Origin of the sequence: Oceanimonas sp. CAM02, assembly GCF_032842915.1 — a bacterium.
Taxonomy (GTDB): Bacteria; Pseudomonadota; Gammaproteobacteria; order Enterobacterales; family Aeromonadaceae; genus Oceanimonas; species Oceanimonas smirnovii.
The window spans coordinates 41,425-63,281 of sequence record NZ_JAWJBK010000018.1; the positions used below are offsets into that span (position 1 = coordinate 41,425).

Annotated in this window: 34 protein-coding genes and 1 rRNA gene; 34 read left to right on the top strand and 1 reads right to left on the bottom strand. The window is 54.6% G+C overall.

From position 1 onward, the window contains the following. Nucleotides 1-88 precede the first annotated feature (88 nt). Nucleotides 89-1,240, bottom strand: coding sequence for an acetylornithine deacetylase (argE, locus tag R0I78_RS05510; RefSeq protein ID WP_019935847.1), 1,152 nt, complete (start codon nucleotides 1,238-1,240; stop codon nucleotides 89-91). Nucleotides 1,241-1,429: 189 nt separating this feature from the next. Between argE and argC the strand changes: the two genes are divergently transcribed. The 34 genes from argC to R0I78_RS05680 form a co-directional block, all read left to right on the top strand. Continuing rightward, entirely contained in the window at nucleotides 1,430-2,443 is a 1,014-nt protein-coding gene (gene argC, locus R0I78_RS05515; RefSeq protein ID WP_317074622.1) for an N-acetyl-gamma-glutamyl-phosphate reductase, read from the top strand. Between the two features lie 6 nt (nucleotides 2,444-2,449). After that, nucleotides 2,450-3,235, top strand: a complete 786-nt coding sequence (gene argB, locus R0I78_RS05520; protein WP_317074623.1) for an acetylglutamate kinase — start codon at nucleotides 2,450-2,452, stop codon at nucleotides 3,233-3,235. A gap of 9 nt (nucleotides 3,236-3,244) precedes the next feature. Next, on the top strand, nucleotides 3,245-4,153 hold the full coding sequence (locus tag R0I78_RS05525) for an ornithine carbamoyltransferase (protein ID WP_019935850.1): 909 nt from the start codon (nucleotides 3,245-3,247) through the stop codon (nucleotides 4,151-4,153). Between the two features lie 6 nt (nucleotides 4,154-4,159). Next, nucleotides 4,160-5,371, top strand: a complete 1,212-nt coding sequence (locus R0I78_RS05530) for an argininosuccinate synthase (protein WP_317074624.1) — start codon at nucleotides 4,160-4,162, stop codon at nucleotides 5,369-5,371. Between the two features lie 205 nt (nucleotides 5,372-5,576). Continuing rightward, nucleotides 5,577-6,959, top strand: coding sequence for an argininosuccinate lyase (argH, locus tag R0I78_RS05535; RefSeq protein WP_019935852.1), 1,383 nt, complete (start codon nucleotides 5,577-5,579; stop codon nucleotides 6,957-6,959). 286 nt (nucleotides 6,960-7,245) lie between these two features. Further along, on the top strand, nucleotides 7,246-7,557 hold the full coding sequence (gene rpsJ, locus R0I78_RS05540; protein WP_014290685.1) for a 30S ribosomal protein S10: 312 nt from the start codon (nucleotides 7,246-7,248) through the stop codon (nucleotides 7,555-7,557). A 21-nt stretch (nucleotides 7,558-7,578) separates the two neighbouring features. Then, nucleotides 7,579-8,217: a 50S ribosomal protein L3 gene (rplC, locus tag R0I78_RS05545; protein WP_019935853.1), complete on the top strand. Its 639-nt coding sequence runs from the start codon at nucleotides 7,579-7,581 to the stop codon at nucleotides 8,215-8,217. Nucleotides 8,218-8,234: 17 nt separating this feature from the next. Continuing rightward, nucleotides 8,235-8,840: a 50S ribosomal protein L4 gene (gene rplD / locus R0I78_RS05550; RefSeq protein ID WP_014290683.1), complete on the top strand. Its 606-nt coding sequence runs from the start codon at nucleotides 8,235-8,237 to the stop codon at nucleotides 8,838-8,840. Beyond that, on the top strand, nucleotides 8,837-9,136 hold the full coding sequence (rplW, locus tag R0I78_RS05555) for a 50S ribosomal protein L23 (protein WP_019935854.1): 300 nt from the start codon (nucleotides 8,837-8,839) through the stop codon (nucleotides 9,134-9,136). The genes rplD and rplW overlap by 4 nt, the downstream gene beginning before the upstream one ends. A gap of 17 nt (nucleotides 9,137-9,153) precedes the next feature. Next, a complete protein-coding gene (gene rplB, locus R0I78_RS05560; protein ID WP_317074625.1) occupies nucleotides 9,154-9,978 on the top strand; it encodes a 50S ribosomal protein L2 in 825 nt (274 codons plus the stop codon). A 21-nt stretch (nucleotides 9,979-9,999) separates the two neighbouring features. Then, a complete protein-coding gene (gene rpsS / locus R0I78_RS05565) occupies nucleotides 10,000-10,278 on the top strand; it encodes a 30S ribosomal protein S19 (protein WP_014290680.1) in 279 nt (92 codons plus the stop codon). A gap of 10 nt (nucleotides 10,279-10,288) precedes the next feature. Beyond that, nucleotides 10,289-10,621 carry a 50S ribosomal protein L22 gene (gene rplV / locus R0I78_RS05570; RefSeq protein WP_019935856.1) on the top strand — a complete coding sequence of 111 codons (333 nt, stop codon included), beginning with the start codon at nucleotides 10,289-10,291 and terminating at the stop codon, nucleotides 10,619-10,621. Nucleotides 10,622-10,639: 18 nt separating this feature from the next. Further along, complete coding sequence (gene rpsC / locus R0I78_RS05575) at nucleotides 10,640-11,332, top strand: 30S ribosomal protein S3 (protein ID WP_019935857.1); 693 nt, start codon at nucleotides 10,640-10,642, stop codon at nucleotides 11,330-11,332. A 12-nt stretch (nucleotides 11,333-11,344) separates the two neighbouring features. Further along, nucleotides 11,345-11,758, top strand: coding sequence for a 50S ribosomal protein L16 (gene rplP, locus R0I78_RS05580; RefSeq protein ID WP_019935858.1), 414 nt, complete (start codon nucleotides 11,345-11,347; stop codon nucleotides 11,756-11,758). Continuing rightward, entirely contained in the window at nucleotides 11,758-11,949 is a 192-nt protein-coding gene (gene rpmC / locus R0I78_RS05585; protein ID WP_014290676.1) for a 50S ribosomal protein L29, read from the top strand. The genes rplP and rpmC overlap by 1 nt, the downstream gene beginning before the upstream one ends. A gap of 1 nt (nucleotide 11,950) precedes the next feature. Then, a complete protein-coding gene (rpsQ, locus tag R0I78_RS05590; RefSeq protein WP_019935859.1) occupies nucleotides 11,951-12,211 on the top strand; it encodes a 30S ribosomal protein S17 in 261 nt (86 codons plus the stop codon). Nucleotides 12,212-12,371: 160 nt separating this feature from the next. After that, complete coding sequence (gene rplN, locus R0I78_RS05595; RefSeq protein ID WP_019935860.1) at nucleotides 12,372-12,740, top strand: 50S ribosomal protein L14; 369 nt, start codon at nucleotides 12,372-12,374, stop codon at nucleotides 12,738-12,740. 11 nt (nucleotides 12,741-12,751) lie between these two features. Continuing rightward, entirely contained in the window at nucleotides 12,752-13,069 is a 318-nt protein-coding gene (gene rplX, locus R0I78_RS05600; RefSeq protein WP_019935861.1) for a 50S ribosomal protein L24, read from the top strand. A 13-nt stretch (nucleotides 13,070-13,082) separates the two neighbouring features. Next, the gene (gene rplE, locus R0I78_RS05605) at nucleotides 13,083-13,622 is read left to right on the top strand and encodes a 50S ribosomal protein L5 (protein WP_019935862.1); all 540 of its coding nucleotides are present in this window, start codon (nucleotides 13,083-13,085) and stop codon (nucleotides 13,620-13,622) included. Between the two features lie 11 nt (nucleotides 13,623-13,633). Then, on the top strand, nucleotides 13,634-13,939 hold the full coding sequence (gene rpsN, locus R0I78_RS05610) for a 30S ribosomal protein S14 (RefSeq protein WP_026344927.1): 306 nt from the start codon (nucleotides 13,634-13,636) through the stop codon (nucleotides 13,937-13,939). A gap of 22 nt (nucleotides 13,940-13,961) precedes the next feature. Next, the gene (rpsH, locus tag R0I78_RS05615; protein ID WP_019935864.1) at nucleotides 13,962-14,354 is read left to right on the top strand and encodes a 30S ribosomal protein S8; all 393 of its coding nucleotides are present in this window, start codon (nucleotides 13,962-13,964) and stop codon (nucleotides 14,352-14,354) included. Nucleotides 14,355-14,365: 11 nt separating this feature from the next. Then, nucleotides 14,366-14,899: a 50S ribosomal protein L6 gene (gene rplF, locus R0I78_RS05620; RefSeq protein WP_019935865.1), complete on the top strand. Its 534-nt coding sequence runs from the start codon at nucleotides 14,366-14,368 to the stop codon at nucleotides 14,897-14,899. Between the two features lie 9 nt (nucleotides 14,900-14,908). After that, nucleotides 14,909-15,262 (top strand): 50S ribosomal protein L18, encoded by a 354-nt coding sequence (gene rplR / locus R0I78_RS05625; protein WP_019935866.1) that lies wholly within the window; start codon nucleotides 14,909-14,911, stop codon nucleotides 15,260-15,262. Nucleotides 15,263-15,275: 13 nt separating this feature from the next. Further along, nucleotides 15,276-15,776: a 30S ribosomal protein S5 gene (gene rpsE / locus R0I78_RS05630; protein ID WP_019935867.1), complete on the top strand. Its 501-nt coding sequence runs from the start codon at nucleotides 15,276-15,278 to the stop codon at nucleotides 15,774-15,776. Between the two features lie 6 nt (nucleotides 15,777-15,782). Further along, entirely contained in the window at nucleotides 15,783-15,965 is a 183-nt protein-coding gene (rpmD, locus tag R0I78_RS05635) for a 50S ribosomal protein L30 (RefSeq protein WP_083928725.1), read from the top strand. 4 nt (nucleotides 15,966-15,969) lie between these two features. After that, nucleotides 15,970-16,404 (top strand): 50S ribosomal protein L15, encoded by a 435-nt coding sequence (gene rplO, locus R0I78_RS05640; RefSeq protein WP_014290665.1) that lies wholly within the window; start codon nucleotides 15,970-15,972, stop codon nucleotides 16,402-16,404. 8 nt (nucleotides 16,405-16,412) lie between these two features. After that, nucleotides 16,413-17,744 carry a preprotein translocase subunit SecY gene (secY, locus tag R0I78_RS05645; protein ID WP_317074626.1) on the top strand — a complete coding sequence of 444 codons (1,332 nt, stop codon included), beginning with the start codon at nucleotides 16,413-16,415 and terminating at the stop codon, nucleotides 17,742-17,744. Nucleotides 17,745-17,770: 26 nt separating this feature from the next. Beyond that, nucleotides 17,771-17,887, top strand: a complete 117-nt coding sequence (gene rpmJ, locus R0I78_RS05650) for a 50S ribosomal protein L36 (RefSeq protein ID WP_014290663.1) — start codon at nucleotides 17,771-17,773, stop codon at nucleotides 17,885-17,887. A gap of 148 nt (nucleotides 17,888-18,035) precedes the next feature. Continuing rightward, the gene (gene rpsM / locus R0I78_RS05655; protein ID WP_019935869.1) at nucleotides 18,036-18,392 is read left to right on the top strand and encodes a 30S ribosomal protein S13; all 357 of its coding nucleotides are present in this window, start codon (nucleotides 18,036-18,038) and stop codon (nucleotides 18,390-18,392) included. A gap of 14 nt (nucleotides 18,393-18,406) precedes the next feature. After that, nucleotides 18,407-18,799, top strand: coding sequence for a 30S ribosomal protein S11 (gene rpsK, locus R0I78_RS05660; protein WP_019935870.1), 393 nt, complete (start codon nucleotides 18,407-18,409; stop codon nucleotides 18,797-18,799). Between the two features lie 30 nt (nucleotides 18,800-18,829). Continuing rightward, nucleotides 18,830-19,450, top strand: coding sequence for a 30S ribosomal protein S4 (rpsD, locus tag R0I78_RS05665; protein ID WP_019935871.1), 621 nt, complete (start codon nucleotides 18,830-18,832; stop codon nucleotides 19,448-19,450). Nucleotides 19,451-19,474: 24 nt separating this feature from the next. After that, a complete protein-coding gene (locus R0I78_RS05670; RefSeq protein ID WP_019935872.1) occupies nucleotides 19,475-20,464 on the top strand; it encodes a DNA-directed RNA polymerase subunit alpha in 990 nt (329 codons plus the stop codon). 44 nt (nucleotides 20,465-20,508) lie between these two features. Continuing rightward, a complete protein-coding gene (rplQ, locus tag R0I78_RS05675) occupies nucleotides 20,509-20,901 on the top strand; it encodes a 50S ribosomal protein L17 (RefSeq protein ID WP_019935873.1) in 393 nt (130 codons plus the stop codon). 739 nt (nucleotides 20,902-21,640) lie between these two features. Next, a 16S ribosomal RNA gene (locus R0I78_RS05680) occupies nucleotides 21,641-21,857 on the top strand; the annotation flags it as partial.

The window sequence follows — 21,857 nt, forward strand, 5'->3', positions numbered from 1 at the left end:
ACAAAATAGTCACGTTTCCTCGTTTAATTCAGCCAGCTTTCCTTAATCTGGTCAATCCTTCGACCTGTTTGACTTCACACTTTGTAATTTAATTACTTAAACAAAAGCGGTTCACCAGTCGCTGCAGTACCTCTACCGTGGGTTTAACGAAGGAGAGATCCAGATATTCATCTGGCTGGTGCGCCTGAGCAATATGTCCTGGACCCAGCACTATGGTCTGACAACCCAGCTGATTGATAAAGGGGGCTTCGGTGCAGTAGTTCACCGCCTCGGCGGCGTTACCGGTAATATCGGCGGCGGCCCGCACCAGCTCGGCGTCGGGATCGGTGCCGTAGGGCGGAATGGGTTCATGCAGATGAGTCAGCTCCAGCGCATCAGGGTATTGCTCTTTGAGCGGGGCCAGGGCGTGATGCAGCAGACCCAGCAGCTCATCCGGGCCCACACCGGGAATGGGGCGCATATCAAAGTGCAGCTCGCAACAGGCGCAGATGCGGTTAGGGCTGTCGCCACCATTAATGTGGCCCAGATTGAGGGTGGGCTGAGGCACCTTGAAGTGAGGGTTGGCATAGTTTTCTTTCAGCTGGCGCTGCAGATCAATCAGCCGGCCCATGACCTGCTGCATAATTTCCAGCGCGTTCACACCATTGGCGGGATCCGAGCTGTGGCCGCTCTTGCCGGTAACCCGAATGGCTTCCGACATGTGACCTTTGTGCATCATCACCGGCACCAGGCCGGTGGGCTCGCCGATGACCGCATAGTCGGGCTTGATCGCCATGGCGCTGGCAATGGCGCGGGCACCGGCCATGGTGGTTTCTTCATCGGCAGTGGCCAGAATGCGAATGGGTTTGTTGAGCTTGCTCAGATCCAGATCCTTCAGCGCTTCCACAATAAAGGCAAAGAAGCCTTTCATGTCGATGGTGCCCAGACCATAGATACGGTCGCCTTCTTCGGTGAGTTTGAACGGATCCTTGTTCCAGCGGCCCGGATCAAAGGGCACGGTATCGGTGTGCCCGGCCAGCAGCAGGCCGCCATCGCCTTCGCCTTTGGTGGCCAGCAGATTGAATTTGCCGGGCAGATCGGGCAGTTCGGTCACTTCCACGTCAAAGCCCAGCTGGCTGAACCAGTCGGCCAGCAGACGAATGACCTGCTCGTTGCTCTGGTCCCAGCTGCTTTCGGTGCTGCTGATGGAAGGCAGTGCAATAATGTTGCGGTACATGTCCATAAAGTTAAGGGATGACATGGATCCTCCGTTGAAATCAGTCAAATTTAAATTCAATACGATTGCATAAATATGTCTTTGTTGCTAGTCTGCCACTCTGTCATTTTAGTGAACCGGCGGCATTTACCTCAGGGTGACACAGCCCCCGCAAACACGCCAGGCTGATGCCTGCTTATTGATACCAAGCTGAACGAGATTACGGACGAGACCATGTTGAAAGCTGCAATCATAGGTGCCAGTGGTTACACCGGTGCCGAGCTGGCCGGACTGATCCACGGCCATCCCCATCTGGAACTGGCCGGACTCTATGTGTCCGAGGGCAGCCAGGATGCCCACAAGCCGTTTGCCAGCCTGCACCCCCGCTGGCGTGGCGTGATTGATGCGCCGCTGCTGCCGCTGGATGACGAAGCCCTCAGCCGTATTCACACTCAGGCCGATCTGGTGCTGCTGGCTACCGCCCATGAAGTAAGCCACGATCTGGCACCGGGTTTTCTGGCCAAGGGCCTGCCGGTATTTGATCTGTCCGGTGCTTTTCGCGTACCCGGTGAAGGCTTTTATGACAAATTCTACGGCTTTGCTCACCAGCATGCCGACTGGCTGAATGATGCTGCCTACGGCCTGGCAGAATGGAACCAGGACGCTATCAAAGCAGCCAGCCTGATTGCCGTGCCCGGTTGTTACCCTACTGCGTCACTGAGCGCGCTCAAGCCGCTGCAGCAGGCCGGCCTGATTGCCGAGGGTAAACGCCCCATTATCAGCGCCGTGTCCGGCGTGAGTGGTGCCGGCCGCAAGGCAAGCATGGCCAACAGCTTCTGTGAAGTGAGCTACAAGCCCTACGGCGTGTTTACGCACCGCCATCAGCCCGAGATCAGCCATCACCTGGGCAATCAGGTGGTGTTTCAGCCGCATCTGGGTAACTTTATTCGTGGCATTCTGGCCACCATTTATGTGCAGCTGAAAGAGGGCGTGACCGATGAGCAGATTGCCGCTGCTTATCATCAGGCCTACAACGGTCAGAAAATTGTGCGGCTGGCAGGCCAGTGGCCCCAGATTAACGATGTGGCCGGCACGCCGTTCTGCGATTTACACTGGGGCCGGGACGGTGACCAGCTGATCGTGGTTTCTGCCATCGACAACCTGCTGAAGGGGGCCGCCAGTCAGGCCATTCAGTGCATTAATATCCATCAGGGATTCTCGCCGGTGGCGGGGCTGGTCAAGGAGTAACAACGCATGTCTGAACAACAACCGCTGGTGGTGAAGCTGGGTGGCACTCTGCTGGAAAGCGAACAGGCACTGAACGCGCTGTTCTCCACGCTCAAGGCCTTTATTGATGATTCGGGCCGTCCGTTGCTGCTGGTGCACGGTGGCGGTGTGCTGGTAGATAACCAGCTCAAGGCCATGGGTCTGACCTCCACCAAGAAAAACGGCCTGCGGGTCACGCCGTTCGAGCAGATTCCGGTAATCGCCGGTGCCCTGGCCGGCACTGCCAACAAGCTGCTGCTGGCTCAGGCCATTGCTCATGAGATTCCTTCCGTGGGCCTGTGCCTGGGTGACGGTGGTCTGTGCCGGGTCAGCCAGCTGGATCCTGAGCTGGGGGCGGTAGGCCAGATTGAAGGCGGCGATGCTGCCCTGGTGAGCTCATTGCTGGCAGGCAGCTTTCTGCCCATTGTCAGCTCTATCGGCATCACCTTTGACGGCAAGCTGATGAACGTGAACGCCGATCAGGCTGCCACCGCCATTGCCGAAATTCTTGATGCGGATCTGGTAATGCTGTCGGATGTGAGCGGCATTCTGGACGGTGAAGGCCAGCTGATCGCTCACCTGAGCGAGGCCGACGCTCAGCAGCTGATGGAACAAAACGTAATTAAAGATGGCATGGCCGTAAAGGTAAAGGCGGCGCTCAAGGCCACCAAAACCCTGGGCAAGCCGGTGGCCGTGGGCAGCTGGCGTCATCCGGAGCAGCTGTTGTCGCTGCTGGCCGGTGAGTCCGGCTACGGTACCCGTATTTCTCATTAAGGACGACTCATGCAGCATTTACTGAGCCTGAAAGACTACAGCAAAGAGCAAATCGAGCAGATCCTCACGCTGGCCAAAGACGTTAAGGCCAATCCGGCCAACTATGCCGATGCCCTCAAGGGCAAAAGTGTGGTCACCCTGTTTGAAAAGCCCTCGCTGCGCACCCGGGTGACTTTTGATATTGGCGTGAACAAACTGGGTGGCCATCCCGTCTATCTGGACAGCCAGAATGGTGCCATGGGCACCCGGGAAACCGTACAGGATTTTGCCGCCAATCTGTCGCGCTGGTGCGATGCCATTGTGGCCCGGGTCTATGATCACCAGACCCTGGTGGAAATGACCGAGCACGCCACTGTGCCGGTGATCAACTCCCTGTGCAATCTGTATCATCCGTGCCAGGCACTGGCAGATTTTCTGACCATCTCCGAGCATTTTGATGACTTGAGCAAGGTCCACCTGGCCTATGTGGGTGACGGTAACAACGTGACCCATTCGCTGCTGCTGTGTGGTGCCATTCTGGGTGCTACCGTCACTGCAGTCAGCCCGCGTGGTCACAATGTGGATGCACAAATTCTGAAGGAAGCCGAGGCCCTGGCGGCCGTCAGTGGTGCCACCATTCGCGTGACCGACAGCCTGGATGATATTGAAGGTGTGGATGTGATCTATACAGACACCTGGGTTTCCATGGGTGATAATACCCCGCTGGAGCAGGTGAAGGAGATTTACATGCCTTACCAGATCAATCAGGCCCTGCTCGACAAAACCGGAGCCACCAAGGTGCTGCACTGCCAGCCCGCCCACAGGGAGTGGGAAATTACTTCCGAGGTCATGGACGGTCCTGCCTCCCTGATCCTCGACCAAGCTGAAAACCGCATGCACGCTCAGAACGCCGTGCTGCTGACATTGATGAAGGGATAATTGTTAATGAGCCAATTCAAAAAGATCGTACTGGCCTATTCCGGCGGCCTGGATACCTCTGCCATCATTCCGTGGCTGAAGGAAAACTACGAAGGCTGTGAAGTGGTAGCCTTTGTGGCCGATGTGGGCCAGGGCGCGGAAGATCTGGAAGGCGTGGAAGAAAAAGCCATCGCTTCCGGTGCGTCAAAGTGCATTGTGGCGGATCTGAAAGACGAATTCGTACGCGACTATGTCTATCCCACCCTGACCACCGGTGCCATTTATGAAGGTACCTATCTGCTGGGTACGTCCATGGCCCGTCCGGTGATCGCCAAGGCCATGGTGGAAGTGGCCCTGGCCGAAGGTGCCGATGCCATCTCTCACGGTTGTACCGGCAAGGGCAACGACCAGGTGCGTTTTGAAGGCGCCGTGGCCGCGCTGGCCCCGCAGCTGGCGGTGATCGCCCCGTGGCGGATCTGGGATATGCGCAGCCGTGAAGATCTGCTCGACTACCTGGCCGAGCGCAACATCAAGACCACCGCCAGTGCCACCAAGATCTATTCTCGTGATGCCAACGCCTGGCACATCTCCACCGAAGGTGGCGAGCTGGAAAGCACCTGGAATGAGCCGTCCGAACAGGCCTGGACCTGGACTGTGTCGCCGGAGCAGGCGCCCGACAAGGCCGAGCTGGTTTCTCTGACCGTTGAAAAAGGCCACATAGTGGCAGTAGACGGCCAGGCCATGTCTCCTTATGAAGTGCTGACGCATCTGAACGAGCGTGCCGCCAAGCACGGCGTGGGCCGGGTAGACATAGTAGAAAACCGTCTGGTGGGCATGAAGTCCCGTGGTTGCTATGAAACTCCCGGTGGCACCGTCATGATGGCTGCCCTGCGCGCCATTGAAGAGCTGGTGCTGGACAAGCCGACCCGCGCCTGGCGCGAAAAGGTGGGTGCCGAGTTCTCCCATCTGGTGTACGACGGTCGCTGGTTCACTCAGCTGTGCAAGGGTCTGCTGGCTTCTGCCACCGCCATTGCCGAAGACGTGACCGGTGAAGTGGTACTGAAGATGTACAAGGGCCAGGTGACTGCCATCAAGAAACAGTCGCCCAACAGCCTGTACTCGGAAGAGTTCGCCACTTTTGGCGAAGACGAGGTGTACGACCAGAGCCACGCCGAAGGCTTTATCCGTCTTTACTCTCTGGCCAGCCGCATCAAGGCGCTGAAAGACCAGCAGAAGTAAACACCGAAAAAAGGGGGCTTCGGCCCCCTTTTTATCGAGCTGTAAGCTATAAGCTGTCAGCTGTAAGAAAAAACGCGTTATATTCACTGTCTTGCAGATGTCTCAGGCCTGGCAGGTGATAGAAGAAAACCACCGGCAACTCGGGCAGCTGATAGCTTACAGCTTAAAGCTTACGGCTTTGTTTTTAGAAAGGAGTAACAGAATTATGGCACTTTGGGGTGGACGTTTTACTCAGGCCGCGGATACCCGCTTCAAGCAGTTCAATGACTCGCTGCGGTTCGACTACCGGCTGGCGGAGCAGGACATAGTGGGTTCTGTAGCCTGGTCTCAGGCACTGGCCAAGGTGGGGGTATTGACCGGCGAGGAGCAGCAGCGGCTGGAACAGGCGCTGAACGAGCTCAAGGCGCGGGTCGTGGCCGATCCGGAGCAGATCCTGCAATCCGACGCCGAAGACATTCACTCCTGGGTGGAAGGAGAGCTGATTGCCGCTGTCGGTGATCTGGGCAAGAAACTGCACACCGGCCGCAGCCGTAACGATCAGGTGGCTACCGATCTCAAGCTGTGGTGCAAAGCCCAGGTGCCGCTGCTGCTGGAGAAAATCGATACCCTGCAAAAGCAGCTGGTAAGCGTGGCCCGGGAACAGCAGGGCACCGTGCTGCCCGGTTACACTCACCTGCAGCGCGCCCAGCCGGTGACCTTTTCTCACTGGTGCCTGGCCTATGTGGAAATGCTGGAGCGGGATTACAGCCGGCTGCAGGATGCGGCTGCCCGCATGGATACCTGCCCGCTGGGCTCCGGTGCTCTGGCCGGCACCGGCTTCCCGGTAGACCGCCATGAACTGGCCAAATCTCTCGGTTTTGCCGGCCCGACCCGCAACAGCCTGGACTCCGTGTCCGACCGGGACCATGTGCTGGAGCTGATCAACTGTGCCGTCAACTCCATGATGCACCTGTCCCGCTTTGCCGAAGATCTGATCTTCTACAACTCTGGTGAGGCCGGCTTCCTCGAGCTGTCCGACGCCGTGACCTCCGGTTCCTCGCTGATGCCCCAGAAGAAGAACCCGGATGCGCTGGAGCTGATCCGCGGCAAGACCGGCCGGGTGTTTGGTGCCTATGCCGGCATGATGATGACCCTGAAGGCCCTGCCGCTGGCCTACAACAAAGACATGCAGGAAGACAAGGAAGGTCTGTTCGACGCCCTCGACACCTGGTACGACTGCCTGGAAATGGCCGAGATGGTACTGCACGACCTTAAGGTCAACGAAGACAAGACCCGGGAAGCGGCGCAGGGCGGTTACTCCAATGCCACCGAAATGGCCGACTATCTGGTGTCCAAAGGCATTCCGTTCCGGGAAGCGCACCACATAGTAGGTGCCATCGTCGTGCACGCCATCGGCAAGAAACTGCCGATGGAAGAACTGCCGCTGGAAGATTTTAAACAGTTCAGCGACGTGATTGCTGAAGACGTTTATCCGCGGCTGACCCTGGAATCGAGCCTGGCCAGCCGCTGCGCCCTGGGTGGCGTGGCCCCGGAACAGGTAGAAGTGGCGCTCACTAACGCCGAGCAGCACCTTCAGGCCCGCAAGTAAGCCGGTAGTCTTCCATTATGAGTTATTCCGGCCATGGAGCCGGAATCCACTCTGCGGGCAGCTGGTTAAAAAATAACAAAGCGGGCTTGCAACACAGTGCCAATCCCGTATAATGCCGCTCGCTTGGTTAACTTTATCAAGCGAGCCGAAAGGTTCATGCCAGGTAGCTCCTGGCTCTTACAGGCCCCCGATATGGTGGGCACCGTTGTTAAATCACACCCCCTCTTTCATATGAAGGAGCAGGCGGTGCTGGTTTTATGTTCTTTATCCAATTGGAGCTCTGGTAATGCAGAACCAAAGAATTCGTATCCGTCTGAAGGCGTTCGATCACCGTCTGATCGACCAGTCTACTGCGGAGATCGTAGAAACTGCCAAGCGCACCGGCGCCCAGGTTCGCGGTCCTATCCCGCTGCCGACGCGCAAAGAGCGCTACACCGTACTGGTATCTCCACACGTGAACAAAGATGCACGTGATCAGTACGAAATTCGTACTCACAAGCGTCTGGTCGACATCGTTGAGCCCACCGACAAAACTGTCGATGCGCTGATGCGTCTGGATCTGGCTGCTGGCGTAGACGTCCAGATCAGCCTGGGCTAATAACGGAAAGAGGTTTTATCAATGGCAATCGGTCTAGTAGGTCGTAAGCTGGGTATGACCCGTGTCTTCACCGAAGACGGCGTGTCCATCCCGGTCACCGTTATCGAAGTAGATGCCAACCGTGTTACCCAGGTGAAAACACTGGAACAGGATGGCTACGCGGCCATTCAGGTGACCGCTGGCACCAAGAAAGCGAACCGCATCACCAAACCGGAAGCTGGCCATTTCGCCAAAGCCGGTGTGGAAGCGGGCCGCGGTCTGTGGGAATTCCGCCTGGGTGAAGGCGAAGGCGACAGCATCGAAGTGGGTGCCGAGCTGAAAGTCGACATCTTTGCTGATGTCAAGAAAGTAGACGTTACCGGTACTTCCAAAGGTAAAGGTTTTGCTGGTGCTGTTAAGCGCTGGAACTTCCGTACTCAGGACATGACTCACGGCAACTCTCTGTCTCACCGCGCTCCGGGTTCTATTGGTCAGAACCAGTCTCCGGGCAAGGTATTCAAGGGCAAGAAAATGGCCGGTCACCTGGGCGCTGAGCGGGTAACCACTCAGAACCTGGAAGTGGTTCGCGTTGATGTTGATCGTAACCTGCTGCTCATTAAAGGTGCAGTTCCGGGTGCGACTAACGGCAACGTCATCGTTAAACCTGCCGTTAAAGCGTAACGTCTGAGGAGATAGTAATGGAATTGGTAATGAAAGACGCGCAAGGCGCTCTTGAAGTTTCCGAAACTACCTTCGGGCGTGAGTTCAACGAAGCTCTGGTGCATCAGGTTGTTGTGGCCTATGCCGCCGGTGCTCGTCAAGGTACTCGTGCTCAGAAGACCCGTTCCGAAGTGTCCGGCGGCGGCAAGAAGCCGTGGCGCCAGAAAGGCACCGGCCGGGCCCGTGCCGGTACCATCCGCTCTCCGATTTGGCGTTCCGGTGGTGTGACTTTTGCTGCTAAGCCGCAAGATCACAGCCAGAAGGTCAACAAGAAGATGTACCGTGGTGCCATCAAGAGCATCCTCTCTGAGCTGGTACGTCAAGAGCGTCTGATCGTGGTAGAGAAGTTCGGTGTGGAAGCGCCGAAAACCAAAGAACTGGTTGCCAAGCTGAAGCAGTGGGATCTGAACGACGTTCTGATCGTCACCGGTGAAGTGGACGAGAACCTGTTCCTGGCCGCCCGTAACCTGTACAAGGTTGACGTGCGTGACGTGGCCGGTATCGACCCGGTTTCTCTGATCGCGTTCGACAAGGTACTGGTAACTGCTGATGCAGTTAAGCAAATCGAGGAGATGCTGGCATGATCCGTGAAGAGCGTATTCTGAAAGTTCTGAAGGCGCCGCATGTCTCTGAAAAAAGCACCATGGTTGCCGAGAAGACCAACACCATCGTGTTCAAGGTTGCCAAGGACGCTACCAAAGCCGAAGTAAAGGCGGCGGTCGAGAAGCTGTTCGAAGTTGAAGTTAAAGATGTTCGCACGTTGCTGGTGAAGGGTAAAACCAAGCGCACCGGTAACCGCATTGGCCAGCGTTCCGACTGGAAAAAGGCCTACGTGACCCTGAAAGAAGGTCAGGACATCGACTTCGACGGTGCCGAGTAAGAGAGGAGTAATTAAAAATGGCAATTGTAAAATGTAAGCCTACTTCTCCGGGTCGCCGTCATGTCGTCAAGATCAGCAACCCGGAACTGTACAAAGGCAAGCCGTTTGCAGCCCTGCTGGACAAGAAGTCCAAGTCCGGTGGCCGCAACAACAACGGCCGCACCACTGTTCGTCATATCGGCGGTGGTCACAAGCAGCACTATCGTATGATCGACTTCAAGCGCAACAAGGACGGTATTCCGGCCAAGGTTGAGCGTCTTGAATATGATCCGAACCGCTCTGCCAACATCGCTCTGGTGCTGTATGCAGACGGTGAGCGTCGCTACATTCTGGCCCCGAAAGGTGTTCAGGCCGGCGACCAGCTGCTGTCCGGTGATGCTGCTCCGATCAAGGCCGGCAACAGCCTGCCGATGCGCAACATTCCCGTGGGCTCTACCGTTCACGCGATTGAAATGAAGCCTGGCAAAGGCGCGCAGATCGCCCGTTCTGCCGGTACTTATGCCCAGATCCTGGCTCGCGAAGGCAACTACGTGACCCTGCGTCTGCGCTCCGGCGAAGTACGCAAGGTGCTGGCCGAGTGCCGCGCCACCCTGGGTGAAGTTGGCAATGCTGAGCACATGCTGCGTCAGCTGGGTAAAGCCGGTGCACAGCGCTGGCGTGGTGTTCGTCCTACCGTACGTGGTGTGGCGATGAACCCGGTAGACCACCCGCACGGTGGTGGTGAAGGTCGTACCTCTGGTGGCCGTCATCCGGTTACTCCCTGGGGTAAACCTACCAAGGGCGCCAAAACCCGTAAAAACAAGCGTACCGACAAGTTCGTGGTACGTCACCGTAACAAGTAATAGTTTTTTAGAGGTATCACCATGCCACGTTCTCTCAAGAAAGGTCCGTTTATCGACCTGCACTTGCTGAAGAAGGTAGAGAAAGCGGTGGAAAGCGGGGATAAAAAGCCAATTAAAACCTGGTCCCGTCGTTCAATGATCATTCCGAACATGATCGGTTTGACCATCGCTGTCCATAATGGTCGTCAGCACGTACCTGTCTACGTTTCCGATGAAATGATCGGACACAAGCTGGGTGAATTTGCACCGACTCGTACTTATCGCGGCCATGTCGCTGATAAGAAGGCCAAGAAGCGTTAAGGGGTAAAAGATGGAAGCTATAGCTAAACACCGCTTTGCTCGTACTTCTGCCCAGAAGGCGCGCCTGGTAGCCGATCAAGTTCGCGGTTTGTCCGTAGACAAGGCACTGGATGTCCTGGCGTTCAGCCCCAAAAAGGCTGCCGTTCTGGTCAAGAAGGTACTGGAATCTGCCATTGCTAATGCCGAGCACAATGAAGGTGCGGATATCGATGAGCTGAAGGTGACCAAGATCTTCGTTGATGAAGGTCCCACCATGAAGCGTATTCGTCCTCGTGCCAAGGGCCGCGCGGACCGTATCATGAAGCGTACCAGCCACATTACTGTGGTTGTGTCCGACCGCTAAGAGGCTAGGAGATAAGCAATGGGCCAGAAAGTACATCCGAATGGTATTCGCTTAGGTATCACCAAGCCTTTTAATTCGACCTGGTTTGCGAATACCAAGGACTTCGCTGACAACCTGCACAGCGATTTTGAGGTACGTCAGTTCCTGAACAAGGAACTGAAAAACGCCTCCGTTTCTCGCGTCGTTATCGAGCGTCCGGCCAAGAGCATCCGTGTGACCATTCACACTGCTCGCCCGGGTGTTGTTATCGGCAAGAAAGGCGAAGACGTTGAAAAACTGCGCAAGCATGTAGCCAAACTGGCTGGCGTGCCTGCACAGATCAACATTTCCGAAGTGCGTAAGCCTGAGCTCGACGGTCAGCTGGTTGCCGATTCTATCGCTTCCCAGCTGGAGCGTCGCGTGATGTTCCGTCGCGCCATGAAGCGTGCGGTACAGAACGCCATGCGCATTGGCGCCAAGGGCATCAAGGTGGAAGTGAGCGGTCGTCTGGGCGGCGCTGAAATCGCGCGTACCGAATGGTACCGTGAAGGTCGTGTGCCTCTGCACACCCTGCGTGCCGATATCGACTACGCAACTTCTGAAGCATCTACCACTTACGGCATCATCGGCGTGAAGGTTTGGATCTTCAAGGGTGAGGTACTGGGCGGCCTGCAGGCTGTGGCTCAGGAACCCGCTCCGTCCAAGCCCAAGCGCAAAGGCCGCGGTAAGTAAGGAGACTCGGACATGTTGCAACCAAAACGTACGAAATTCCGTAAAGTCCACAAAGGCCGTAACCGCGGTGTGGCGACCTCAGGCAACCTGGTAGCATTTGGTTCCTTTGGTCTCAAGGCGACTACGCGTGGACGTATCACTGCTCGTCAGATCGAAGCAGCACGTCGTGCCATGACTCGTCACGTCAAGCGTCAAGGCAAGATCTGGATCCGTATCTTCCCGGACAAGCCGATTACCGAAAAGCCCCTGGAAGTACGTATGGGTAAAGGTAAGGGTAACGTGGAGTACTGGGTAGCACAGATCCAGCCGGGTCGTGTTCTGTACGAAATGGATGGTGTACCGGAAGCGCTGGCTCGCGAAGCCTTTGCCCTGGCTGCTGCCAAACTGCCCGTAAGAACCACTTTTGTAACTCGGACGGTGATGTGATGAAAGCACAAGATCTGCGTGAGAAGAGTGTTGAAGAACTGAACCAGGAACTGCTGGGCCTGCTGCGCGAGCAGTTTAACCTGCGCATGCAAGCGAGCACTGGCCAGCTGGCTCAGACTCACAACCTCAAAACGGTACGTCGCGACATCGCGCGTGTTAAGACTGTTCTGAATGAAAAGGCAGGTGCCTAAGATGAGCGAACAAACCATTCGTACTCTGCAGGGCCGTGTAGTAAGCGACAAGATGGACAAGTCCATCACTGTGGCTATCAACCGCTTCGTGAAACACCCGATCTACGGTAAGTACATCAAGCGCACTACCAAGCTGCACGTTCATGATGAGAACAACGAGTGCAAGGCCGGCGACGTCGTGACCATTCGCGAATGCCGTCCTCTGTCCAAGACCAAGTCCTGGACCCTGGTAAAAATCATTGAGCGTCCGGTTAAAGCCTAACGTTCTCTGATATACTACTCAGGTCAAACGGCCCCTTGATGGGCCGTTTGTTTTTTACGCTACCCTTTCGCATTTGGCGGTGCTATAATGCCGCGCCTTCTTTGGCAGCCAACATGCCCTGAAAGGGGTTTTAACGTAGTAAATTTAGCGGAGCACTAACATGATCCAAATGCAAAGTATGCTGGACGTGGCCGACAACTCCGGCGCGCGCAGCGTAATGTGTATTAAGGTCCTGGGTGGCTCGCACCGTCGCTATGCCGGTATCGGCGACATCATCAAAATTACTGTTAAGGAAGCAATTCCGCGCGGTAAGGTTAAAAAAGGTGATGTAATGAACGCGGTGGTCGTACGCACCCGTAAAGGCGTTCGTCGTCCGGACGGCTCTGTCATCCGTTTCGACCGTAATGCGGCAGTGATTCTTAACAACAATCACCAGCCGATCGGTACTCGTATTTTTGGCCCGGTGACTCGTGAACTTCGTAATGAGAAGTTTATGAAGATTGTTTCACTGGCACCTGAAGTACTGTAAGGAGTCAAACGATGGCAGCTAAAATCCGTCGCGATGACGAAGTCATCATTCTTACCGGCAAGGACAAGGGCAAGCGTGGCACTGTCACCAAAGTCCTGACCGCGGAAGGTAAGGTAATCGTCTCTGGTATTAACATGGTCAAGAAGCACCAGAAGCCCGTACCCCAACTGGGTCAGGCTGGCGGTATCATCGACCTGGAAGCACCGATTGACGTTTCTAACGTAGCGCTGTTCAACTCTGCCTCTGGCAAGGCTGACCGCGTAGGTTTCCGGATTGAAGACGGCAAAAAAGTCCGTTTCTTCAAATCCACCGGCGAACTTGTGAAGTAATTGGAGTAATACGATGGCGAAACTGCATGATTACTACAACGAAACTGTAGTAAAAGAACTGATGAGCCAGTTCGGGTATAAGTCTATCATGCAAGTCCCTCGGATTGAGAAAATCACCCTGAACATGGGTGTGGGTGAAGCACTGGCTGATAAAAAAATCCTGGACAATGCTGCTGCCGATCTGGCTGCCATTTCCGGTCAAAAGCCGCTGGTCACCAAAGCTCGTAAATCCGTTGCTGGCTTCAAAATCCGTGAAGGCTACCCCATTGGTTGTAAAGTAACTCTGCGCGGCGAGCGTATGTGGGAGTTCCTGGAGCGTCTGATTTGTATCTCTATCCCCCGGATCCGTGACTTCCGTGGCCTGAACCCTAAGTCGTTCGATGGTCGTGGTAACTACTCCATGGGTGTGCGTGAGCAAATCATTTTCCCTGAAATCGATTATGACAAAGTAGATCGTGTACGTGGTCTGGATATCACCATCACTACTTCTGCTCAGTCAAACGAAGAAGGTCGTGCTCTGCTGGCTGCCTTTGACTTCCCATTCCGTAAGTAAGGTGTAGGGTTATGGCAAAACAATCAATGAAAGCTCGCGAAGTCAAGCGCGAAAAGCTGGCTGACAAATACGCAGCCAAGCGTCGTGAATTGAAAGCAATCATTTCCGACGTGAAGACTTCTGATGAAGACCGTTGGGACGCAGTGCTCAAGCTGCAGCAACTGCCCCGTGACGCAAGCCCGTCTCGTCAGCGTAACCGCTGCAACATCACCGGTCGTCCGCATGGTTTCCTGCGGAAATTCGGCCTGAGCCGCATCAAGGTGCGTGAGCTCATGATGAAGGGTGAAATTCCGGGCCTGAAGAAGGCTTCTTGGTAAGCGAACACGGGAGTAATACACAATGAGCATGCAAGATCCGATCGCGGATATGCTGACCCGCATCCGCAACGGTCAGGCAGCCAACAAAGTTGCTGTCTCCATGCCTTCCTCCAAAGTAAAAGTGGCGATTGCCCAGGTACTGAAAGAAGAAGGTTATATCACTGACTACGCCGTTGCCGGTGACACCAAGGCCGAACTGGAAGTTACTTTGAAGTACTTCGAGGGTAATCCTGTGGTAGAACTGCTGCAGCGCGTAAGCCGCCCCGGTCTGCGCATCTATAAGAAGCGCGACGAGCTGCCGAAAGTAATGGCCGGCATGGGTGTGGCCATCGTTTCCACGTCTAAAGGTGTGATGACCGACCGTGCCGCGCGTAAAGCCGGTATGGGTGGTGAGATCATCTGCTACGTTGCTTAAGGGGAGTAGATATGTCTCGCATAGCTAAGGCACCTATCGACATTCCTGCCGGCGTAGAAGTGACGTTGAACGGTCAGGAAATCACCATCAAGGGTAGCCAGGGTACGCTGAGCCGTACTGTTAATGCTGCCGTTGAAATCAGCCAGAACGACAACCAGTTGACGTTCGCCCCCCGTGAAAACGTGGATGGCGCCAATGCCCAGGCCGGTACTGCCCGCTCCCTGGTCAACAACATGGTTATCGGTGTTACCCAAGGCTTCGAACGCAAGCTGCAGCTGGTTGGTGTGGGTTATCGTGCCCAGATGAAAGGCAATGCAATTGCACTGTCTCTGGGTTTCTCTCATCCGGTTGAGCATGCGCTGCCTGAAGGCGTATCCGCTGAATGTCCTTCCCAGACCGAGATCGTTCTCAAGTCTGCCGACAAACAGCTGATTGGTCAGGTTGCTGCCAACATCCGTGCGTACCGCAAGCCAGAGCCTTACAAAGGCAAGGGTGTTCGCTATTTCGGCGAGCAGGTTCGCAGCAAAGAGGCTAAGAAGAAGTAAGGTAACACTATGGACAAAAAAGCAGCTCGTATCCGCCGTGCTACTAAAGCACGCAAAAAGATGCTGGAACTGGGTGCTACTCGCCTGGTGGTTCACCGTACTCCGCGCCACATCTATGCCCAGGTTATTTCATCAGACAGCACCGCTGTTCTGGCTTCAGCGTCTACCGTTGAAAAGTCTGTTCGTGAACAGGTGAAATCTACCGGTAACATCGATGCCGCCGCGCTGATCGGTAAAATCATCGCTGAGCGTGCGCTCGAGAAAGGTGTTAAAGAGGTCGCTTTTGACCGTTCCGGTTTCCAATATCACGGTCGTGTAGCCGCTCTGGCTGCAGCTGCCCGTGAAGCTGGTCTTCAGTTCTAAGGTGGAGTCGAAAATGGCAAAAATCGAAGCTCAAGCCGGTGAACTGCAAGAGAAGCTCATTGCAGTAAACCGTGTATCAAAAGTTGTAAAAGGTGGTCGTATCTTCTCCTTCACCGCACTGACTGTGGTAGGTGATGGTAACGGTCGCGTTGGTTTTGGTTACGGCAAGGCCCGTGAAGTACCCGCCGCCATTCAAAAGGCGATGGAACAGGCTCGTCGCAACATGCGTACCGTTGGTCTGAACAACGGCACCCTGTTTCACCCGGTCAAGGGTCGTCACTCCGGTTCCAACGTGTTCATGCAGCCCGCTTCCGAGGGTACCGGTATCATCGCCGGTGGTGCCATGCGCGCCGTTCTGGAAGTAGCTGGTGTGCACAACGTGCTGGCCAAGACCTACGGTTCCACCAACCCGAACAACGTTGTTCGCGCTACCATCGACGCTCTGGCTCATATGAAGTCGCCCGAGCAAGTCGCTGCCAAGCGTGGTCTGCGCGTTGACGAAATTCTGGGGTAATGCGCCATGACTAACAAGACTGTAAAAGTTACTCAGACTCGTAGCTCCATCGGTCGTCTGCCTAAACACAAGGCAACACTGCGTGGTCTCGGTCTGCGTCGCATTGGTCACACCGTTGAGCTGGAAGATACAGCTTGTGTACGCGGTATGATCAACCAGGTTTACTACATGGTTAAGGTAGAGGAGTAATCGCATGCGTTTGAATACTCTGTCTCCTGCCGCCGGCTCCAAGCCTTCCGCCAAGCGCGTAGGCCGTGGTATCGGTTCCGGTCTGGGCAAGACCGGTGGCCGCGGCCACAAGGGTCAAAAGTCCCGTTCCGGTGGTAAGGTTCGCAATGGTTTTGAAGGCGGTCAGATGCCGCTGAAACAGCGCCTGCCGAAGTTTGGTTTTACTTCGCGCAAGTCTCTGGTCAGTGCTGAAGTTCGCTTGAGTGAACTGGCGAAAGTTGAAGGCGACGTGGTGGATCTGAACACCCTGAAGCAGGCTGGCGTTCTGACCAAGAACATCCAGTTCGCCAAGGTTGTACTGTCCGGTACCATTGACCGTCAAGTGACTGTGGTTGGTCTCGGTGTCACCAAAGGTGCCCGTGCTGCCATTGAAGCCGCCGGCGGTAAAATCGAGGAATAATAAGTACTATGGCCAAGAAACCAGGATTAGAAGCTAAAAACGCACAGGGCGGGCTGAGTGAACTGAAAAGCCGTCTGCTTTTCGTTCTGATCGCGATTATCGTGTTCCGCACCGGCTCCTATGTGCCTATTCCTGGTATTGACGCCGCCGTACTTGCCGACTTGTTCCAGCAACAACAGGGCACCATCATTGAAATGTTTAACATGTTCAGTGGTGGCGCTCTGGAACGAGCGTCCATACTGGCACTGGGGATAATGCCGTATATTTCTGCGTCCATTATCATTCAGCTGCTGACTGTGGTTCACCCTCCCTTGGCCGAGCTCAAGAAGGAAGGTGAAGCGGGTCGCCGCAAAATCAGTCAGTATACCCGTTATGGTACGCTGGTTCTGGGCACCATTCAGGCCATTGGTATTGCCACCGGTCTGCCGAACATGATGCCTGGCCTGGTGATTAATCCGGGTCTTGCATTCTACTTTACGGCAGTGGTGAGCCTGGTTACCGGTACCATGTTTTTGATGTGGTTGGGTGAGCAGATTACCGAAAGAGGCATTGGTAATGGTATCTCGTTGATTATTTTCACGGGTATTGTTGCCGGCCTGCCTTCGGCCATCGGTGCCACGGCAGAGCAGGCGCGTCAGGGGGAATTGCACATTCTGTTGCTGTTGCTACTGGCCGTAATCGTGTTTGCTGTGACCTACTTCGTGGTATTTGTTGAGCGTGGTCAGCGCCGCATTGTGGTGAACTATGCCAAGCGTCAACAAGGCCGCCAGGTATTCGCGGCACAGAGTACACACCTGCCCCTGAAAGTGAACATGGCGGGGGTTATTCCAGCGATTTTCGCATCCAGCATTATTCTTTTCCCGGGTACTGTGGCCTCATGGTTCGGTCAGGGTGAAGGTATGGTGGCCAACGTGTTGCAGGAGATCTCTCTCACACTGCAGCCCGGTCAGCCGCTGTATGTAATGTTGTATGCCGCTGCCATTATCTTCTTTTGTTTCTTCTATACCGCGCTGGTGTTCAATCCGCGCGAGACGGCAGATAACCTGAAGAAGAGTGGTGCTTTTATTCCGGGTATTCGCCCGGGTGAGCAGACAGCGCGCTATATAGATAAGATAATGACTCGCCTGACCCTGGTTGGTGCGCTGTACATTACCTTTATCTGTCTGGTTCCACAGTTTCTTATGACAGCCTGGAACGTCCAGTTCTACTTTGGTGGTACCTCGCTGTTAATTATTGTGGTCGTCATCATGGATTTCATGGCTCAGGTGCAAACCCACATGATGTCTCATCAGTATGGCGATGTCCTGAGAAAAGCGAACCTGAAAGGCTACAACCGCTAAGGTTCGGTTATTTACGGAGTTAAGCAATGAAAGTCCGTGCTTCCGTTAAGGCTATTTGCCGTAACTGCAAGATCATCAAGCGTCACGGTGTGATTCGCGTGATCTGCACCTCTGACCCCAAGCACAAGCAGCGTCAGGGTTAAAGGCTAAAAAAGTTACGATTTAGCTTGAAAATTGAAGGCAGGCTGGCTAAAGTAGCCAGCCACCTTCGTTAGGTGAAAAGTTCAGCCATTACGTATCCTCGACGGGCTTTGTAATGGCTTTTTATTCGTTAATATGTAGGAGTGCATAGTGGCCCGTATCGCTGGCATTAACATTCCTGACCATAAACATGCCGTCATTGCTTTGACCGCTATTTATGGCGTCGGTCGTACCCGCTCCAAGGCTATTTGTGCCGCAGCCGGTATCGCTGAGAATGTGAAAATTAAAGAATTGGATGAAGCTCAGGTAGAATCTCTGCGTGAGCAAGTGGCCAAGTTTACCGTTGAAGGTGACCTGCGCCGCGAGATCTCCATGAACATCAAGCGTCTGATGGACCTGGGTTGTTACCGTGGCCTGCGTCATCGTCGCAGCCTCCCTGTTCGCGGTCAGCGCACCAAGACCAATGCTCGTACGCGCAAAGGTCCTCGTAAACCGATCAAGAAATAACGGGAAGGTAGATCATGGCTAAAACTCCGGCTCGTAGCGCACGTAAGCGCGTTAAAAAGCAGGTGAGCGACGGTATCGCCCACGTACATGCTTCTTTCAACAACACCATCGTAACCATCACCGACCGTCAGGGTAATGCTCTGTCTTGGGCAACTGCCGGTGGTTCAGGTTTCCGTGGTTCCCGCAAATCCACCCCGTTCGCTGCTCAGGTAGCTGCCGAGCGCGCTGGTGACGTTGCCAAGGAATACGGTGTCAAGAACCTGGAAGTAATGGTTAAAGGTCCGGGTCCGGGCCGCGAGTCATCCATCCGTGCGTTGAATGCTGCGGGTTTCCGCATCACCAACATCACCGATGTGACTCCCATCCCGCACAACGGTTGTCGTCCTCCCAAGAAGCGCCGCGTATAACGTTTCTTGTAGGATAGTTGGAGAAAGAACATGGCAAGATATCTGGGTCCCAAGCTCAAACTGAGCCGTCGCGAGGGCACTGACCTCTTCCTGAAGTCAGGTGTTCGCGCGATCGATTCAAAATGTAAAATTGATACCGCACCCGGTCAGCACGGCGCTCGTAAGCCCCGTCTGTCTGACTACGGTGTACAGCTGCGTGAAAAGCAAAAAGTTCGTCGTATCTACGGCGTGCTGGAAAAGCAATTCCGCAACTACTACAAAGAAGCTGCGCGCCTGAAAGGCAACACTGGTGAGAACCTGCTGCAGCTGCTGGAAGGTCGTCTGGACAACGTTGTATACCGCATGGGCTTTGGTGCTACCCGCGCCGAGTCTCGCCAGCTGGTGAGCCACAAGGCCATCCTGGTAAACGGTCAGGTTGTTAACATTCCTTCCTTCCAAGTTTCTCCCGAAGACGTAGTCAGCGTTCGCGAGAAGGCCAAGAAGCAAGCCCGGATCAAAGCTTCCCTGGAGCTGTCCGGTCAACGTGAAAAGCCGACTTGGGTAGAAATTGACGCTACTAACATGCAAGGCACCTACAAGCGCCTGCCTGAGCGTAGCGACCTGTCTGCCGAAATTAATGAACAGCTGATCGTCGAGCTTTACTCCAAGTAAAGCCAGCTTCTAAGAGAGGACACAATGCAGGGTTCTGTAACAGATTTTCTTAAGCCGCGTCTGGTTGATATTGAACAAATCACCCAGACTCATGCCAAAGTGACTCTCGAGCCGCTGGAGCGTGGCTTTGGTCATACACTGGGTAATGCGCTGCGTCGTATTCTGCTTTCTTCCATGCCCGGCTGTGCCATCACCGAAGTTGAACTCGACGGTGTTTTGCACGAGTACAGCAGCAAGGAAGGTATCCAGGAAGATATTCTGGAAATCCTGCTCAACCTCAAAGAGGTTGCCATCAAGCTGGAAGGCAAGGACGAGGTTACCCTGTCACTGACCAAAACTGGTGCAGGTCCCGTAACTGCAGGCGACATCACTCATGGTGATGACGTCGAGATCGTTAACCCAGAGCACGTCATCTGTCATCTGACTGGGGACGACGCCGAGATCAGCATGCGTCTGAAAGTGCAGCGCGGCCGGGGCTATGTACCTGCCTCTGCCCGCGCTCACACCGAAGATGACGAGCGTCCGATTGGTCGCCTGTTGCTGGACGCGGCTTACAGCCCCGTGGTTCGTATCGCCTATAATGTAGAGGCGGCCCGTGTTGAACAGCGTACCGATCTGGATAAGCTGGTTATCGACATGGAGACCAACGGCACCCTGGATCCTGAAGAGGCTATTCGCCGTGCAGCCACCATCATGGCTGAGCAGCTGGAAGCCTTTGTGGATCTGCGTGATGTCAGCGAGCCGGAAGAGAAAGAAGACAAACCTGAGTTCGATCCTATCCTGCTGCGTCCTGTCGACGATCTGGAACTGACAGTTCGTTCTGCGAACTGTCTGAAGGCAGAAGCGATCCATTACATTGGTGATCTGGTACAGCGTACCGAGGTGGAGCTGCTGAAGACTCCCAACCTGGGTAAAAAATCTCTTACCGAGATTAAAGACGTGTTGGCGTCTCGTGGTTTGTCTCTGGGCATGCGCCTGGAGAACTGGCCGCCTGCCAGCATTGCTGATGAATAAACCGGATCACAGGTTTTACCGATTTAGTTAGGAAGGATTAGGTCATGCGCCATCGTAAGAGTGGTCGTCAACTGAACCGGAACAGCAGCCACCGTCAGGCGATGTTCCGCAACATGGCCAGCTCCTTGGTTCGTCATGAAGTTATCAAGACGACTCTGCCCAAGGCAAAAGAGCTGCGTCGTGTGGTTGAACCTCTGATCACACTGGCCAAGAGCGACAGCGTTGCTAACCGTCGCCTGGCATTTGCCCGTACTCGCGACAGCGAAGTAGTTGGCAAACTGTTCAACGAACTGGGACCTCGCTACCAGGAGCGTCCGGGTGGTTACACCCGCATCCTGAAGTGTGGTTTCCGCGCTGGTGACAACGCCCCTATGGCTTATATTGAGCTGGTAGGTCGCGACATCGAAGCGCAAGAAGCAGCTGCTTCTGAAGAGTAAAAACAAAAGCCGGGTTCGCCCGGCTTTTTCTTTATTAGTCCATTTTCATTATCTTGCGTTAACCTTCCCCGCATTATCGTCATTCTGACTTCACTACTTTCTTTTTTCTGAAAGCCGGCTTCGTTTCGTACCTGTATTAGCAGGATGCTCTTTCCTGTGCTTCATTCTCTCATGCTGAGCAGCAGAACCTTTTCTGCTCCCTGTGTTAATCGTGCCCATTTGCCCATTTGCCCATTTGCCCAGTTATAGTCCTGTCGCAGGGGAGGTGGGTGTTCGGTGTGTGCAATAAATATGTGTAGTGACGAGCCAATGCCTCCCAATTTGTGCATAACTCTGTGGCTAACATGTGGTTTTGCTGGGTTAATAAGCGTTCGGTGTTGAAGGCCGTATTTTTGTCAAAAAAGCCCTTGCGCAAAAATCGCGGCTCCCTATAATGCGCATCCACTGACACGGGGCAACACGCCGACGGTCACAAACGTTGAAAGACAACGAAACAAAGTTTGATTCAACGCTTGACGAACACCAAGAGTTGCGTAGAATACGCAGCCCTGACCAGCGAAAGCGGTCAACGCTCTTTAAGCAGCCTTGAGCTGCAGAGCATCGCTCTTTAAAAATTAGTATCAAGCAAACTGTGTGGGCACTCGCAGTCGATTGAGAAACAAAAAATATTGTTTTTCAATGATTTGTGAAGTGCACTAGTAATAGCAGCAATTCAGATATTCATTGAGCATCAAATCTTTAATTGAAGAGTTTGATCATGGCTCAGATTGAACGCTGGCGGCAGGCCTAACACATGCAAGTCGAGCGGTAACAGAAGAGTAGCTTGCTACTTTTGCTGACGAGCGGCGGACGGGTGAGTAATGCTTGGGGATCTGCCCGGTCGAGGGGGATAACCGTTGGAAACGACGGCTAATACCGCATACGCCCTACGGGGGAAAGCAGGGGACCTTCGGGCC